Below are 15,802 nucleotides of genomic sequence, written 5' to 3'. Positions count from 1 at the left end.
GGGAACGCAAATAATGATTTTTACAGACTCACTTCTCATCGCACTGTATGCAAGGCTATCCAAGGATCGCTCTGGTTTGAGCGAGAACGTCGGCATCCAAATCGCCGAAGGTGATGACTTTGTCGAGGAAAACGGCGGCATGGTCGCACTGAGGTTTAAAGACAACGACATCAGCATCAGCAAGTTCAGCAAGAAGCCCAGGCCCGACTACGACCGGCTGATTGCCGCCATCGAAGGCGGCAAGGTCGAGATCATCGTCGCCACGGAAATGACCCGACTATACCGACGGCTGGACGAACTGCTTGGCCTTATCAAGATGGCCGAAACTACCCGCCTTCGCGGCATCTGGACGACCGACGGCGTTGGGTACGATCTTTCAACACCCGAAGGCATTCATGCCGCCATTGCAGCCGTCAACAACGCCATGCTTGAGTCGGCCAAGATTTCCAAACGAACGAGGCGCAAGCAAGGTGCTCGAGCCAAGAACGGCAAGCATCATGGCGGGGTCCGATCGTACTGCTACGAGCCGCCGATCAAAGATGAACACGGCAACCTTCTCAACAAGGCAACACTCAACACGGCGCTCGTGGACCACGAGGTCGCAGTGTTCGAGAGCAACGTCGACAAACTTGTCGCTGGCGAACGCGCCACCTGGATTGTCCGTGATCTCAACAGTCGTGGCATCCCCGCCGCAGCCGGAGGAGACTGGACGGCAAGCAACTTCCAACGGCTCATGACCAAGAAGCGCTACGTCATCTTTGACGACGAAGATCCTGAAAAGCGCGGCATCTGCGAGTACAACGGTGTCGAGTTTCGCGCCGAGTGGAAGGGGATCATCAGCCGCGCAACCCACGCCCAGATGGTTGCCCAGTTCCAGAAGCGCGCTAGGCCATGGGCACGTGACGAGACACTAGGACGCGGGTATCTTCTCACCGGCCTGATCGAATGTGGGGTCTGTGGTGTCGGCGCAAGCGGAGGTGGCAGATACCTCAAGTCAGGCGTCTTTCAGCGGCGCTACGGCTGCCACCCAACGTACAACGCAGGAACACCTAAGGGATGCGGCCACATCTACCGAGGAGCTGACCCCATCGATGCCCTGGTGACCGAGTTCGTGCTTCAACGCCTCGATACACCAGAGATCGGGCGCTTACTCGCCGACTCGAACGACAACCAAGAACTCATCGACAAGCTACTGAAGGAGTTGACGCACATGCAGGCGCATCGCCAAAATCTCGTCCGAGAGTACGGACTCGGCGAACACGAGAAGGCCGACTACACCACGATGCTGGCATCTGCCGACCAAGCGATAGAAGACCTCAACGACAAGCTGAGCCCCTTGTACGACCCGCAAGTATCGGCCCTGCTCCCCTCCGGGCAGCCCGTTCGAGAGCTCTGGGAAAATGCCTCACTAGACTGGCAGCGAAGCGTGGTTAAGCTCGTAGTTAAGAAGGTGGTGATTCACCCTTGCTCTGGCGCGGTCCAGCATTGGCGAGGATGGCGCTTCGAGTTAGATTCCGTTGAGCTCGTCGCTCGCTGCTAACAAGCGACTGCAGCTTAGCAATGACGTCCCTGTCGGTCACTTTGGCGGGGACGTCATTTTCTTTGCACGTCTTCTTGATGTACGCAATTAGATCCAAATCGTTGCTTGTTGCCATAAATATGATTCCTGCTTAACTCCTCAAATTATATAGCAAACTTGCGATTGATTCCAGCATTCACATCGAACTGCAGGCATGCTTGACGGCTCACAGTACATAACCGCGAAGTAGTACAGTCGAAATTCGGCATGACCGCACGTGGCGTGAATCAGCAATCGAACCGCGCAGCAACAGAGACCGGAACCTACCGGTCGGAGTTGTAGAATTGTAGTTTATGCTTGCTAATTTGCAAGCGATATATAAATAATAACTGTGGGTCGAGGCGAGCAGCATCGGATACCACGCAGGATATATCTTGACAGATGCCTGCGCCGTGTTCCATTGACGCTGCCGCCTTTGCCCGATTTACCACACCCTCGAAAACGAGGATGCGTGCTCTACATTACATTCCTCTTGCCTTGCATTGTCAAGCCACGGTGTGTCTATTGTGTGTATGTACGCCTCGTTTCGAGTTTATCGAAAGGAGGTTTTTCCTATGTCCGACTACAATTCGGGCCACTCCGTCAAAATTACAACGCCATTCTGGCCGCACTGGTCGAGCCCGAGGTTGAGGCAGCCGTACACCACCTCTGCCCATCCATCGCAGGTCCGACACGATGCGATTGGAGGGATCCGGCGCCACGTCCAGCTTGAGGCACGACCATGACCGAGATCCAGTGGTTCAACGCCTACCCGCCGCGTGATCTGACGCTGGCCGAGGTCACAGGACTGGTCCGCGTGCTCGGTGGTCGCCCCCGGCGTGGCATCCGGCAACTGCAGCCGGTCGTGGCCTTCGAGCTGTGGCTTGGCAAAGATCAGGTGCGTTGGCTGATCGGCATCGAGGCAGACATCGCCACCAGCCTCCGGGATCAACTGCTCGCCCAGCTGCCTGGGTTGATTCTCACGAGAGCCGACTCCCCCGAACGCCCAACGCCGGTTACTGCCCGCGAAGTCCGTCCTTCGAGCGTGAGTCATCCGCTTCGCCTGGACACAGCGGGTGGCGTGGCGGCCGGACTGCTCCATCTGAGTGATGAACTTCACTCAAAAGAGCAAATCGTGGTGCAGTGGCTCGTCGGTCCCAGCCACACGTACACGCGGCAACCGAGTCCAATGACCCCGCTCGATCTGCTTGGCATCACGACGCCGCAGCGGCCGGATGCCGGCGACCGGCAAGGCTGGAAGCAGAAGTTGAGCGAAGCATTCCTGCTCGGCGTGCGCGGCCGAATCGGCGCGGTCACGGCCAATCCAAAACGCGGCGCTGCACTTCTCACATCAGCGCTCACGGTGCTGTCGTTGGCCAACGGACCACGAACGCAGATACGTGCAACCCAGCAGTCCGGCCAGACGGCTACCCAGCTCATCCGCGTCATGGCGCGGCGTCGCAGCTGGTCAGGAATGGTGAACGCCGCTGAGCTGGCGACACTTCTGGGATGGCCATTGGCCGACGTTGCGGCGCCTGGCGCGACCGGCACATTTGCACCACCCCCGGCGTCTCTCCTGGTCGCCAACCCCACCCCGGAGCGGATGCTTGGCACCAGCCAGCACCCGGCAACCGAAGGTCGACTTGTCCACCTACCGTGGTCCAGCTATGCCGGGCACGCGCATCTGATCGGGCCGTCCGGAGTCGGCAAGTCGACCCTGCTCGCCAACTGGGCGGAACGCGACGTCGCTGCTGGGCGATCCCTTCTGCTTGTCGATCCCAAGGGGGATCTTGTCGCCGACGTACTGGCCCGGCTGCCTGCCGGGCGACGCGACGACGTCGTCGTCATCGACCCCGGCGCAGAGGGTCCGGTAGTCGGCATCAATCCAGTCAGCGGCCCCCGGATCGATGCCGAACGACGGGCGGACTCGCTCCTCCAACTGTTTCGCGACCTGTTCGGCACGGCTATCGGTCCTCGCTCGGCTGACGTACTGCTGCACGCCCTGATCGCCATCTGCCGACTCGACGATGGCACGCTGCCAGACGTTCCGGTCTTCCTGACTAACGCGACGTTCCGTCGCCGCGTTCTGAGTTCGGTGAGCGACCCGCTGGTCTTGGACCCATGGGCGGCCTGGTTCGACGCAATCTCCGAAGCCGAACGCGCCAACGTCGTCGCCCCGGTACTGAACAAGCTTCGAGCGGTAACTTCCCGTCCCAGCGTCCGCCGCATGTTGAGCCAGCCTTCACCACGGTTTCAGCTGGACCAGCTGTTCACCTCGACTCCGCCGATCGTCTTGGTGAACCTCAACGCCGGGATGGTCGGCAAGGAAACGGCCGGACTCATCGGCAGCGTGTTGCTCTCACAACTATGGGAAGCGATACAGCGGCAAACCGCCAAACCTGCAGATCAACGACGCGAAGTCACCGTGATCGTCGACGAGTGGCAGCAGTTCACCGCTGGCCTGGACTTCGCCGACGTCTTGGCACGGGCACGGGGAGCCAAGACCTCGTTCACCGTCGCGCACCAGCATTTGGGTCAGCTGAACGCTGAACTGCGGACAGCGGTGCTCGCCAACGCCAGGAGTCGGGTGGTCTTTCGCCCTGCGGATGGTGACGCGCCAACGCTGGCACGTGTCCTCGGTAAACCGGTCACCTCACACGACCTGGAGCACCTTCCGGCATTCCATGCTGTCGCTCGAGTGCTCACCGAAGGGGCACCGAGCGCTGCATTCGATGTGGCGACGCCACCACTGAGGAAGCCGATCAGCGACGGCGATGCTGTCAGACGCCTCAGCGCCGAGCGCTACGGCATCGCTCCGGAGGAACTCGATGCCATCGTCCTGAAGCGATGGCACGGCGAAGACGCCCCGCCCGAGACGCCGATCGGAACGCGGAGGAAGCGCTCATGATCCGGCTCATCAGGGACATCCAGCGGCCTACCGGTCGGACTGCCGGTCAACTCGACCAAATATGGCTTCGACCAGTGGGAGTGCGAGGTGCGCGCCATCGACATTTTCCTGCTCATTGGAGGTCATCATGAGCAAGAAAATGCGCGCTCGTCGGCTGGCTGCCCAGCTGAGTGCACGCGACTTGGCTGTCCTTGGATCACTTCAAGAATTTCGGCTCATGACCGGTGCCCAGCTCCGCCGCCTGCACTTCGGCTCCGGGCAAGTGGCTACCCAGGCCCGTAAAGCGCGCGCCTCACTGAAACGGCTCACGGAGATCGAAGTCGTCGTGCGCTTGGCACGGCGTATCGGAGGCAACCATGCCGGGTCCGAGGGATACGTCTACGGCCTCGGCGGCTGGGGACACGCCGTCCTTGACGCCGACCAAGTCGAGCAGCGACGACATCGCCGCGTTATCGAGACCAGACCCGCCTTCTTGGATCACATCCTGGCGGTCGGGGACGTTGCAGTCGCACTTGACGAGTACCAGCGCGCCGGCCGCTGTCAGATCGACGAACTGAGGGCTGAACCAGGAGCGTGGCGCCAGTTCACTGGTGACGACAGGCAGCAGCGCACGCTCAAGCCAGACGGGTTTATCCGCGTAACGGTCGGCGAGTACGAGCTGAGCAGCTTCGTCGAGATGGATATGAGCACCGAGAGCGTGCCGACCATCGCCCGCAAGCTTGGTGTCTACGTCGACTACTGGCGCGCGGGTCAGGAACAACAGAGGCACGGTGTTTTCCCGCGGGTGTGGTGGCTGGTGCCAGACCAGGTACGGCATGCCGCGATCGCTCGCACCATCGAGCGGCTACCAGCAGGAGCCCGGGGGCTGTTCTCAGTCGCGCTTCAATCTGGCGCCGTCGACCAGCTGTTACGACCGCCCGTCGATGAGATGACTGTATGAAGCGGCTGCCTGAGCTTCCGCTCCGGCAGGTTCTCGTCGGCGACGTCCGCGCCCGTCTCAAGGACCTTCCAGACGCGTCGGTGGATTGCATCATCACCAGCCCGCCGTACTTCGCCATGCGCGACTACGGCCACGCCGACCAGATGGGAGCGGAGACTCACGTCGACGCCTGGGCTGCTGACATCGCGGCTGTCTGTGGGGACCTGGCCAGAGTCCTCACCCCGGTCGGCTCACTATGGCTCAATCTCGGCGACGGCTACAGTCGCCACCTGCAAGAGGGTGCAATTAAGAAGAGTCTGCTCTTGGGGCCGCAACGAGTGGCACTGCGACTCACCGAAGCTGGGTGGCTCCTGCGGAATCAGGTGGTGTGGAGCAAGAAGAACCCGATGCCGTCCAGTGTGGCCGACCGGTTCACCACCACGCACGAGTTGGTCTACTTCTTCACACGGCAGCCGAAGTACTACTTCGATCTCGATGCCGTGCGTGCCGCGTCGTCCTCCGCCGTCACAACCCCCTTGGGTCGATCCCCGCCAGCCCCGTCGCTTCCCCGTAGCGCCGTCCCATCGCAGGGCGGCGGTAAGTCACCGAGAATCAACCTCAACCATGGTCTGACCAGCATGAAAGCTGCTGGACGCGGCAGTCACCCGCTCGGCAAGAACCCTGGCGACGTGTGGCGAACAGCCACCGCCAGATATCGGAGTGTGCACTTCGCCACGTTCCCCGTAGAGCTCGTGCGCCGCCCCCTACTGGCAACCTGTCCACAGCGACTATGCACAACCTGTGGACAACCATGGCGACGCGCGCCCCAGATGTTGAGTGGGCGGCGGTTGGCGACCGGCCCACTTCAGCCCACCTGCGGTCACACAGGCTGGCGACCCGGCGTCGTGCTCGATCCGTTCATCGGCTCCGGCACCGTGGCCATCGCCGCCGAAGCACACGAGCGGGACTGGATCGGCATCGAGTTGAACCCGGCGTATGCCGGGCTTGCCCGGCAGCGGGTCAAAGACTGGCGCGTCCAACAACAGAACACCAAGACAAGTAGAGGAGAAATCTGATCATGGAACAACACCCACGCCAACCCAACGGAGGCGAGCACCACGTCGAAATGAACCACGAGCACGCCTCTGATCAGCCAGAACGGTCGTCCCGGCGCCACCCGCGCGTCTACGTCGCCGATCTGGTCAGCCTGGAACGCGGCATCCGGCACGGCCTTTGGATCGACGCGTTGCAAGACACCGACGAGCTCGACGCGGACATCACCGCCATGCTCGACAGCTCACCAACCGTCGGGGCGGCACAGTGGGCGATCCACGGCGCAGAAGACTTCGCGGGGATTAACCTGTCCACGCTTACCGACACCACGCTCATCTCACGGTTAGCCCGTGGAGTCGCCGATTATGGCGAGGCCTTCGCCGTCTACGTGGACTGGATCGGCACGGACGAGGAGATGCTCAGTCGATTTGGCCATCACTACCGCGGGACGTATTCCAGTCCCGAAGCGTGGGGACGCGCGGCCATCACCGACCTTGGCTGGCAACAGCAGATCGATGAACGCCTCGATGATGATCTACTCGCGTACGTCCGGATCGACTACACCGCTTGGGCGAGCGACGAAAGCAACGGCTTCTACGTGGTGCACGGAGACGACGGCATCCACGTCTTCGGCGTCTAGAAGTCCAGTACTACAACTAAATAAGGAGAACTTCATTATGGAAAGACAACCACACAACCCGGACCGAGGAGGTGAACACCAACCTGGTGCCAACAGCTATGGCACTGACGACCCCGAGACACAAGCCCACATCGAGAACGCACGCGTCGACGCTTCGAGGGAGCGTGAGCGCAACCGCGCCCGGCTCGAACGCCTCCTCGACGCCGGCATCCGCCCCGACGAGGCTGAAGCCGTCGTCGAGTTCGAGCAGACTGCACACGACCGACCCCGCAGCGATGAGCTGCTGCCCGGTCAAGCGCCACGGATCTACGTGACGTGTGAAGCCGCCGAGGAAGCTGGACAGCTGCACGGCCGCTGGATCGACACCACCGACGACCTGACCGATATCCAGACCCAGGTGGTCGCCATGCTGGCAGCCTCCCCAGTTTCCGGGGCATACAGCTACGCCATCCGAGAGCACCGCGGCTTCCACGGATACCAACCCGGGGAGCGGACAGCACTCGCCATCGTTGCCGTGATCGGCCGCAACATCCACCACTACGGGGCGTCCTACGCCGCCTACCTCGAAGCGATCGACGTTCAGGACAACGACGCCCTCCATCGTTTCGGTGAGCGCTACATAGGCAGCTTCGACTCCGCCGAGGACTGCGCGAGCGGTCGGCGAAGACTTCGACTGGGAACTCCAGCTCGACCGCAAGCTTGATCCGCAGCTCAGACCGTTCGTGACCATCGACTACGCCAAGGTCGTTCGCGACGGCCGCGAGAAGTGGGACATCGTCGACGGCGCGGATGGCAAAACCCACGTCTTCCTGCGCTGAGCCGCAAGGCCACCTCCTCGGTGGACTGCGGCCGCTCATCCACGTTTCGCCGTGCCCGGCGGACATGGGCGGCCGCACCACACCGAGGAGGAGATCAGTCGTGACTGATCCCAGCAAGAACGGCACCAAAACGCTCGGCATCAAGCTACCGCCAGGACTGCACGCGCAGTTCTCGCTGGTAGCGCAGCTGGATGGCATCAACCTGACGGTTGCCATCTTGCGGGCTGTCGAGCAGTACGTAGCGCACAAGCAGGCCGAACCCGACTTCGCCAAGCGAGCTGCACAGGCACTGGCCGAAATCGAGGAGGAGGCCGCTGCCCGCAAGGCAGCGATCGAAGGACTGTTTGGCAACACGAGCCCGGAGGTTCCTGAGGCTGCGGCGACGGCGACGGACGAATCGTCCAAAGCCGAAGCGCCAAAGCCCACTCGGGGTCGCCGTACTCCAGACAAGGAGTAGCGGCAAGACGGTCACAGGTAGCGCCCTTCCCCGCGCTACCTGTGACCTTACTAATTAGCCAGCACGACCACAGGAAACGTCAATGTGAAAACGGACAACAGACACAGATTAATGAGATTAATGCGATTAACGTTATACAATGGAAGGACATACATGAATAGAACGGAACCATCAGAAGAAACATCAAGCGAGAACATTCAAGTCCACGCCTTGCTGACTATGGAAGAAGCCCGCCAACAGCTTCGGATCAGCCGGTGGTCGCTCAATAAGCTTGTCCAACGCCACCAGCTCGCGACCATCCGTATCGGACGACGGCGCCTGGTGCCTGTCAATGCAGTTAACGATCTCATCGAACAGTTGCGCGTGGAGGCAAGTACCTGATGCCGGGTCGCAAGGCCAATGGCGAAGGCACGCTGTACAAACGGAAGGACGGCCGCTACGAGGCCGCGCTCTATGTCACAACCACAAGTGACACCCGTAAGCGGGTTCGGGTCTACGGCAAAACCCGAACCGAGGTACACGCCAAGCTGATTGAAGCCAAGGCTCAGGACCAGCACGGCATTCCAACCGTTGAAAAGTCTTGGCGAATCGGCGAATATTTGGACTACTGGCTCACTGAAGTAGTCCGACCAAATCGTCGGCCATCCACCTACGCGCAGTGCGAAACGGTCGTCAGGTTGTACTTAAAGCCCGGGATCGGAGGACTACTGCTCAAGCGGTTGTCCGTCCCCATCCTGCAGACGTACCTCAACCGGCAGATCGACGAAGGTCATTCGGTTCCGAAGACGTACATCATGAGAAAGGTACTAAGCTCTGCTCTCACCAGAGCCGAGCAGGAGGAGCTCGTCCCCCGCAACGTGGCACGGCTCGTCCAACTTCCACCGCATGAATCGCCCGAGGTCATCCCCTGGTCTCCAGACGAAGCGGTGCAGTTTCTAACTGTCGCGAAGCCACACATGTGGTACGCGGCGTACCTGCTTCTTCTGGTCTACGGTCTCCGTCGAGGAGAAGTCTTGGGGCTTCGGTGGCAGGATGTCGACTTCGCCCGCGATGAACTGCGTGTACGCCAACAACTGCTGCGCGTCGGCACTGAAGTGCTGCAAGGGCCAGTAAAAACACGAGCTGGTCGCCGAGATCTGCCCCTAGTCGAGCTCGCGCGTCACGCGCTCCAGCAGCAATACGCACGACGATTGGTCAGAACCGAGCCTGATCACGACCTGGTGTTCACCACAAGCCTCGGCACACCGATCGAGCCGGGAAATTTCGTACGAGCCTACCTCGGGATCTGCAGGCGCGGCCACCTACGTTCGGTCAAGATGCACGCCCTTCGGCACACTGCGGCCACCATGCTCAAGAACCTCAACGTCCCAGCCCGTGACGCCCAGTTGATCCTCGGGCACTCCCATGTGTCCATCACCCAGCAGATCTACCAGCATGGCGACATGGCCTCCCGGCGCGAGGCGGTCAATCGCTTGGAGATGGCGCTTAACCAGATGGAACCAAAAACCTCCCAGACCGAAGGGAACGGGAGGTTTGAGAGTGTGGCTGACGGCAGCCGTTGCCGTCAAAGTAGCCGTCAGAGCAACATTTTCATCTACCGACTTAGAGCATTCATATCTGGAGCCACGACTGGGATTCGAACCCAGGACCTCATCCTTACCATGTCGAAAAACGACAGTATCATTGGCCGCTCAACAGAGCTACACCATCTCTTGCGAACCCGCTCAAGACAGTGGATTCTCGGCTGTGCTGCCGTCAGCGCAGCCGTCAACGTCGCTATCGTGCCGGCGGATGACGGCCGATAGTCCCGGGCTTCTGCACCGAACCCGAATCATATCGTTACGGGATCACTGCAATCCAAAGTGGCATCCCGCATGTCGTCAGCGCAACCGACGGCTGATCACGACACTTTGCCAAACGACACGCCGCGAATGATACTTCCGCCGCCGTTGCCAGTAAGTGTAGTATTATCTAAAAGATAACTAATTAGCGAGGAGTCCATATGGATGTACGAAGGTCAAATGAGGCGATTGAATACAAGAACTCAGGCGCATGCCTTGCATACGAATACGAACTGCCGAGTGACTCAGTGAATGCTGCGGTGATCGAACTGGCGGGCCGCTACCCGGACGAGGGGTGGGCACTGAATACGGCCTGCACTTCCCTGGTCCACATTGTCAAGGGGAACGGAACCATCTCCACCGCGCAAACGAAAGAAGATCTCTCCACAGATGATCAGGTACTCTTAATGCCGAACGAAAAGTATTTCTTCGACGGTAATATGAAACTCCTGTATATCGCGAGCCCAGCCTGGACTACGGAACAGGCTGAGCATGTCAAGTAGGAGACCTCCGTCTATCACATCGGACTTCGCGGGCGTAGATACTTGACAGGCCAGTAGAATAGCGAGCCTGAAGCTTGCTTCTGACCGGGACCGCAAGAGGAGGAGCCGCAGGCGTGAAAGATCTTTTACTCCTCCTTGCTGGCATTCCGTTTGGCGTCGCCGCAAACTACATCTATCAGTATGTAAAGTCAAAGACTGATCGCATGTACGACCCCATCAAGATGATCGGAAATTGGGGTGAGCTTGTCGACGATTCGGGCGAACGCCGATGCAGTATGGGTGAGATTAGATACGACCGGCGGCGCAAAATGTGGACGTTTGATGGGACAAACTATCACAACGATGGTCGCCCATTTTGCCACTGGACCACCGAGGCTAGCTACATGGACAAGTCCGCTCGCGAATTTTACTACATATTCACCAATACGCTCGTCGAGTCTGGCCAAAAAGGCTATATGGGTTTTGGCGTTGTGCGCTTTCGCCGACAAGAACGCGCTTGGGTTCCTGACCACGGGTTCTTTGTCTCAGGAAACGAGGGCGAGACGTACAGATCTCATACCATGGTTCCCCTAGACGGGATTCCGACTAATCAGAGTGAGGTTCGGAAGTTATTTTTATCAAAGCTTAACCTTACCTGAGTCTTGCCCTCATGAAGGCCAGAGTACGAGAGATTTCTGATTCCAAGCCTTCAACCTGGCGTCGGCCACCTCAAACCCTGCCGCACTCGGCCATGGACGCGAAGGCGATAGAGCGGACCCACGCCGTCCTGACGGCACGACAGACCAGCTGGCGTTAGCGATCAGTCGACTGGGCGGAGAACCAGTTCGACAAGAATACCTCGAGCGATGTCAAAGTTGGCGCCGAGACAGTGACACACGGCCCTGAAAGCCATCTGAAGCCACCTTGCAAGAACGCCTCACCACCATAAACAACGTCGTACAAACACGTGCGCGGACATGGAAGTTGGGCTGCGTTGCCGTCAACTTTGCCGTCAGCTAGACGATCGTGACTGCCGACACCGGAAGGCCGCTGCGATAAGCGGAGCCGACGACCCACTGTCGCGCTGTCATCACTCGGCCAGCGATATACCCACCTCCCGTACCATCTTCCGGTGCGCACCGCTCAGACCGTCGAGGATCGTCAGGCCGCGACGAGGATCCCTGCTATCGGGTGGGACGAGCGCACCTTTGCGCACCCAGACATCATCACTGCGCAAAAGGTAGTTAGTGGTAAGAATGGGGACATCGTGAGCGAGCAGCAGCTCGATTACGTAGAGCAGCTTATCGACGTTGCGGGAAATACGACTGAGTGACGGCAGATAGAACGGCACTTTTTCAGCAATGACCAGTGTTAGCCCGTCAAGCAGGTGCTGGTTGAACAGTGGATCGATGGCACTCTCGACCACCGCGTTATCGAACTCCTGCGAAGGACGGCTCGCGACGACCTGATCCACAGCAGGCAACGGCGGCACCGGCGCGTCGGGTGAACGGTAGTCATGACGCCCTCCAGAACCAAGAGCGTCGACCAGCGACCGGAGCGCAGCCCACGCTCGGGGATAACGTTCCGGAAGGTGGACGAACAGGTCATCTGGCGGCGACAGCGGTTGCCGACGCCTCGCTGCCAGCAGGTGTGAGAGGGGTGCTACCGCGGCGGTCGTGACAACTTCAAGTCCACCGTCGTTGACAGGACCTGCCGCGTGCGCTTCTTCCAGCAAGCTGTTGCGAACGACCACATTGACGAACGCTTTCAAACTGACCGATGCCTCAAGGGGATGATAGGTGGCCACTTCTTCGACAAAGGGCGACGCCAGGATTTCCTGATCAGCCGCGTTCAGCGCGGCGAAGGCTTCGGCGCGTGCGAAAACATCCCGGCCGATGATCTCAGCCTTGGCTGGCGACACATGACAAGCCTCCACGAGTATGCTTGGAAGAATCTCAGCGCAGAATCTCGCCATGTGCGCAGGATCTGGATCGGATGATTCGATGCGGGTATTGCCATTTTGGGTCATATCAGTTGATCCGCTGGATCTACGCAGCTTTCGCTTCAAGACGGCGCATGCGCTTTTCGTGGTCTCGTAACTCTCTGCCGAGAGCGTTCTGGACTTCATTCAGCTGCTCGTCGATGTCATTAAAGCGTTTATCCATCTCTTTTTTTGTAGCGAGTTCTGCGATCTCGTCTTTCGTGGCAAGATTAGCCGTTGCCTGCGACACCGTCACTGAGACGAATTGCTTTAGATCTTCTAAGAGTTGTTCGTTTGTCATATGAGACCATTATGCGCCATGTCGATTATTTGATCAACCTTTTGCTACCTCAACGACCTGAGCGACTGGGCGAAGATGCCCAGTTTCCTGTAGTAGTGCCGTCGTGCTACTACCGTCCACCACGAGCCGTACCGCGTCGACAGGCGAGTCCGTCCGGCGCAGCAGCGGAAGAAACTTGATACGCCCCGAAAGGATCGAAGTCCTACTCGTTGCAACTAAGCGATACTCGGCGTTGCCAGCAGTATCGTGACATGACGAGCGTGGCCTGAAGGCGTTCCAGCTGCCGGACGGTGATCGCCACGGCAGCTTGCTCGCTGTCACCTCGGGAAACCTACGTACTCATCACAAGAACGTGTGCATGAACGTCGGAGAAGTCGAAGTGTTGCCCGCCAAACTTTTCGACCAGGGCTGGGGCCAAACTCTCGCCGTGTGCGATCATCGAATTGATGATCAGCCAGGCATAGTCGGTGGAGGCCGTGTTCGCCCACGACAACGGGGCCGCAGGGATCAACATGCTTGTCACAACGGTGTGCGCGTTTCCCTGCCCCGCGATCGAGTAAAGCTTGCCGAAGTACATCTCCTGAATCTGCTCGTTCAGGTGGACAAGGACGTCGATATTGTGGGGAATATTGTAAGCGAGTCCGCATGAAACTGAGATGAAGAGTCGTTCGGCGCGCTCGCTGACCCAGAGGGTAGTGATCGTCTTGCCGTCGCGCTGAACGCAGTAGATGGTTTCTCCTGCCAGGTCACTCCGGACCCAGTGCCCGGCGTACGACTTCTGAAGAACCTGGCTGATCAGGTTCAGCGATTCGGCCTCGTTCATGCTGGCTTCTCCCGGACTAGTCTGACGATTCGGTGTTGGCCAGTCTGAGTCGGGCCTCAGGCCCACAGCGTTACCAGTTCAGGAGCCGGTCAGCTACGGGTGCCGGTCAGGAGCACTGATCAGGAGGAACGAGCTGAGAATCCAGCGCCGGAAGCACGGGATCCAGCGATGCCTTGGGCCACGCCTGCGGTGCCGGGCCGAACGCCCGTCGGGCGGCCCGGACTGCCAGGGCAGCCACAGTAGCGTTGGCACCGCCGCCGATCGCCGCACCGATGCCGAACGGGACCACCCGTCCGAGCACGATGATCCCCTGCCTAGTTCCGTATCTGGTGATGAAGTTTCTACCCAGGACTTTGTTGATCTGGCGCAGCGTCGCCGTGGGCACCTTGCCGACGAGCTGGCGGCCCCAGTGCTGACCGGTGCGTTCTGCGACCTTGCCGATGATGGTCTCGGAACCGGACTGGCCGAGCAGGATCCCCATGACGAGCGTCCGGCGGCGTTCGATCTCGTCGAGCTGGACCCCGTGGACCTCGGCGAGCGAGAGCACGAACAGGGTGCTCAGTTCGAGCGAGGAGAAGAACTCACCCGCCGACAACGCCAGCGCGATCCCAGTACCGACAGCCGGCGCGGCCGCTGTGGCCCCGACCGCGGCCCCTGTGCTCGCCAGGGCGCTGACGTACATCCGCTCCAAGGTGCGGACGACCTCCGCTGGTGTCGCCTCCGGGTTGCGCTGGCGGGCCCGGGCGATGTTCTTGCGCACCAGCGGTGTCTGCAGGCCGATGGCCCTGTCCAGCAGGTCGAGGACCGGCTGGCCCCGTCCGCTCAACGCCGGGATCGGTCCTTCGAGGGCGTCAGTGGCCACACCGAACTCCTTGAATCGTCGTTCCATCCAGTTTGGCACCTCAGCGACCACGACCGTTCGCAGCCCGTGTCCTCGGCGACACTGGTCGAACCGGCGCCAACCCTGCTCGAAGGTGAGCAGGGTTGGCGCCGGTGATGCCCATGAGCTTGGATACCGATAGCGTGACTCAGCCCTTCCTGCCATCGACTGACCCCGCACGAAGTGTCACTCACGGCTCTCGACGCGCATCGAGGTCGAGACATCGCCACGACCAGATTAGCTCGCGGCGTGACTCTACGTAGCCTGGGCGGCCATCGTCCTGCAGTCTCAAGGCTATGGACGGCACGCTCCGTGTTACGCAACCGTCGATCTGCAAGTGCCGCTACCATGCTTCCATGGAGAGGGACGGAGCAGCGCTGGCATGACGAAACCGATCGATAATCCGATCCTGAACTCGCCGTATGAGCAACCGGACCAGCACTATGCCATTGGCCCAAAGGGGCCAACGGGAGAAATCCAGGTCGGTCGCCGACCGAGCGAATCCTTCATCCCTATCGCAGTTACCAAGAAGCGCAGGTCAGGGCAGGACGATGCTCCGCAGATCGAGTTTGACTTCGACGCCACCGGGGAGCGACGTGAGCGCAACACCCTCATTAACGACATCCGGCGCGATGTTGCCAAATGGCGTCGGGATGGCGAGTACGCCGGAGTCACCCCGATCACACGCAAGCTGCTCCAGCACTGGGCCGATCCTAAGCGAGAGAACCGTGTTCTCTTCTGCCAGCGGGAGGCTGCTGAGACCGCGATCTTCCTAACTGAGGTGGCAGGTCGTAGTCACGGGTACGCCGACTGGCGAAACCGCTTGGAGCCTCAGAACGCGGCGCACAATAGCAACCTGCCTCGGATGGCCCTCAAAATGGCCACCGGATCTGGCAAAACAGTCGTGATGGCTATGCTCCTTGCGTGGCAGACCCTCAACAAGGTGCAGTCGCCTCGTGACCAGCGCTTTACTAACCGGTTCCTAATCGTGGCGCCTGGAATCACCATTAGGGATGGGTGTGGTTCGTTTTGAGGGAGGGGCTCACCCAGCGAGGATGTAGTCGTTTTGCTGGTGGGTGTAGCGGGTTTCGTGGCGGCGATAATGTTCTTTGAGCAGGTGGTAGGCCCAGTACTCCTCAAG

16 protein-coding genes are annotated in these 15,802 nt (G+C 60.0%); 12 read left to right on the top strand and 4 right to left on the bottom strand.

The features are described from left to right. Window positions 1–13: 13 nt before the first annotated feature. From QMK34_RS30190 to QMK34_RS30140, 11 genes are all read left to right on the top strand, one after another. Window positions 14–1,540 (top strand): recombinase family protein, encoded by a 1,527-nt coding sequence (locus QMK34_RS30190; protein ID WP_326417914.1) that lies wholly within the window; start codon window positions 14–16, stop codon window positions 1,538–1,540. 760 nt (window positions 1,541–2,300) lie between these two features. After that, complete coding sequence (locus QMK34_RS30185) at window positions 2,301–4,466, top strand: type IV secretory system conjugative DNA transfer family protein (protein ID WP_326417913.1); 2,166 nt, start codon at window positions 2,301–2,303, stop codon at window positions 4,464–4,466. A gap of 127 nt (window positions 4,467–4,593) precedes the next feature. Continuing rightward, window positions 4,594–5,406 (top strand): replication-relaxation family protein, encoded by an 813-nt coding sequence (locus QMK34_RS30180; RefSeq protein WP_326417912.1) that lies wholly within the window; start codon window positions 4,594–4,596, stop codon window positions 5,404–5,406. After that, window positions 5,403–6,461, top strand: coding sequence for a DNA-methyltransferase (locus tag QMK34_RS30175; protein ID WP_326417910.1), 1,059 nt, complete (start codon window positions 5,403–5,405; stop codon window positions 6,459–6,461). The genes QMK34_RS30180 and QMK34_RS30175 overlap by 4 nt, the downstream gene beginning before the upstream one ends. A gap of 2 nt (window positions 6,462–6,463) precedes the next feature. Then, window positions 6,464–7,078: an antirestriction protein ArdA gene (locus tag QMK34_RS30170; protein WP_326417909.1), complete on the top strand. Its 615-nt coding sequence runs from the start codon at window positions 6,464–6,466 to the stop codon at window positions 7,076–7,078. Between the two features lie 37 nt (window positions 7,079–7,115). Beyond that, a complete protein-coding gene (locus QMK34_RS30165) occupies window positions 7,116–7,781 on the top strand; it encodes an antirestriction protein ArdA (RefSeq protein ID WP_326417908.1) in 666 nt (221 codons plus the stop codon). Window positions 7,782–7,996: 215 nt separating this feature from the next. Further along, window positions 7,997–8,353 (top strand): hypothetical protein, encoded by a 357-nt coding sequence (locus QMK34_RS30160; RefSeq protein WP_326417907.1) that lies wholly within the window; start codon window positions 7,997–7,999, stop codon window positions 8,351–8,353. Window positions 8,354–8,506: 153 nt separating this feature from the next. After that, on the top strand, window positions 8,507–8,734 hold the full coding sequence (locus QMK34_RS30155) for a helix-turn-helix domain-containing protein (protein ID WP_326417906.1): 228 nt from the start codon (window positions 8,507–8,509) through the stop codon (window positions 8,732–8,734). Beyond that, window positions 8,734–10,158, top strand: coding sequence for a tyrosine-type recombinase/integrase (locus QMK34_RS30150; RefSeq protein ID WP_326417905.1), 1,425 nt, complete (start codon window positions 8,734–8,736; stop codon window positions 10,156–10,158). The genes QMK34_RS30155 and QMK34_RS30150 overlap by 1 nt, the downstream gene beginning before the upstream one ends. A gap of 197 nt (window positions 10,159–10,355) precedes the next feature. Beyond that, entirely contained in the window at window positions 10,356–10,697 is a 342-nt protein-coding gene (locus QMK34_RS30145; protein ID WP_326417904.1) for a hypothetical protein, read from the top strand. 113 nt (window positions 10,698–10,810) lie between these two features. Further along, a complete protein-coding gene (locus QMK34_RS30140) occupies window positions 10,811–11,335 on the top strand; it encodes a hypothetical protein (protein ID WP_326417903.1) in 525 nt (174 codons plus the stop codon). 431 nt (window positions 11,336–11,766) lie between these two features. Here QMK34_RS30140 and QMK34_RS30135 read toward each other — a convergent pair whose 3' ends face one another. The 4 genes from QMK34_RS30135 to QMK34_RS30120 all read right to left on the bottom strand — a co-directional run bounded on the left by QMK34_RS30135 (window position 11,767) and on the right by QMK34_RS30120 (window position 14,643). Beyond that, complete coding sequence (locus tag QMK34_RS30135) at window positions 11,767–12,705, bottom strand: hypothetical protein (RefSeq protein ID WP_326417902.1); 939 nt, start codon at window positions 12,703–12,705, stop codon at window positions 11,767–11,769. Window positions 12,706–12,724: 19 nt separating this feature from the next. Continuing rightward, window positions 12,725–12,958 (bottom strand): hypothetical protein, encoded by a 234-nt coding sequence (locus QMK34_RS30130; protein ID WP_326417901.1) that lies wholly within the window; start codon window positions 12,956–12,958, stop codon window positions 12,725–12,727. A 331-nt stretch (window positions 12,959–13,289) separates the two neighbouring features. Next, a complete protein-coding gene (locus QMK34_RS30125; protein ID WP_326417900.1) occupies window positions 13,290–13,781 on the bottom strand; it encodes a hypothetical protein in 492 nt (163 codons plus the stop codon). Between the two features lie 106 nt (window positions 13,782–13,887). Further along, window positions 13,888–14,643, bottom strand: a complete 756-nt coding sequence (locus tag QMK34_RS30120) for a hypothetical protein (RefSeq protein WP_326417899.1) — start codon at window positions 14,641–14,643, stop codon at window positions 13,888–13,890. Between the two features lie 400 nt (window positions 14,644–15,043). Between QMK34_RS30120 and QMK34_RS30115 the strand changes: the two genes are divergently transcribed. After that, on the top strand, window positions 15,044–15,694 hold the full coding sequence (locus QMK34_RS30115; RefSeq protein WP_326417898.1) for a DEAD/DEAH box helicase family protein: 651 nt from the start codon (window positions 15,044–15,046) through the stop codon (window positions 15,692–15,694). Window positions 15,695–15,802: the final 108 nt, after the last annotated feature.

This window comes from Amycolatopsis sp. H20-H5, assembly GCF_035828755.1.
Taxonomy (GTDB): domain Bacteria; phylum Actinomycetota; class Actinomycetes; order Mycobacteriales; family Pseudonocardiaceae; genus Amycolatopsis.
Note: the sequence above shows the minus strand (reverse complement) of the source record. Positions and strands in the feature narration are given on the sequence as shown.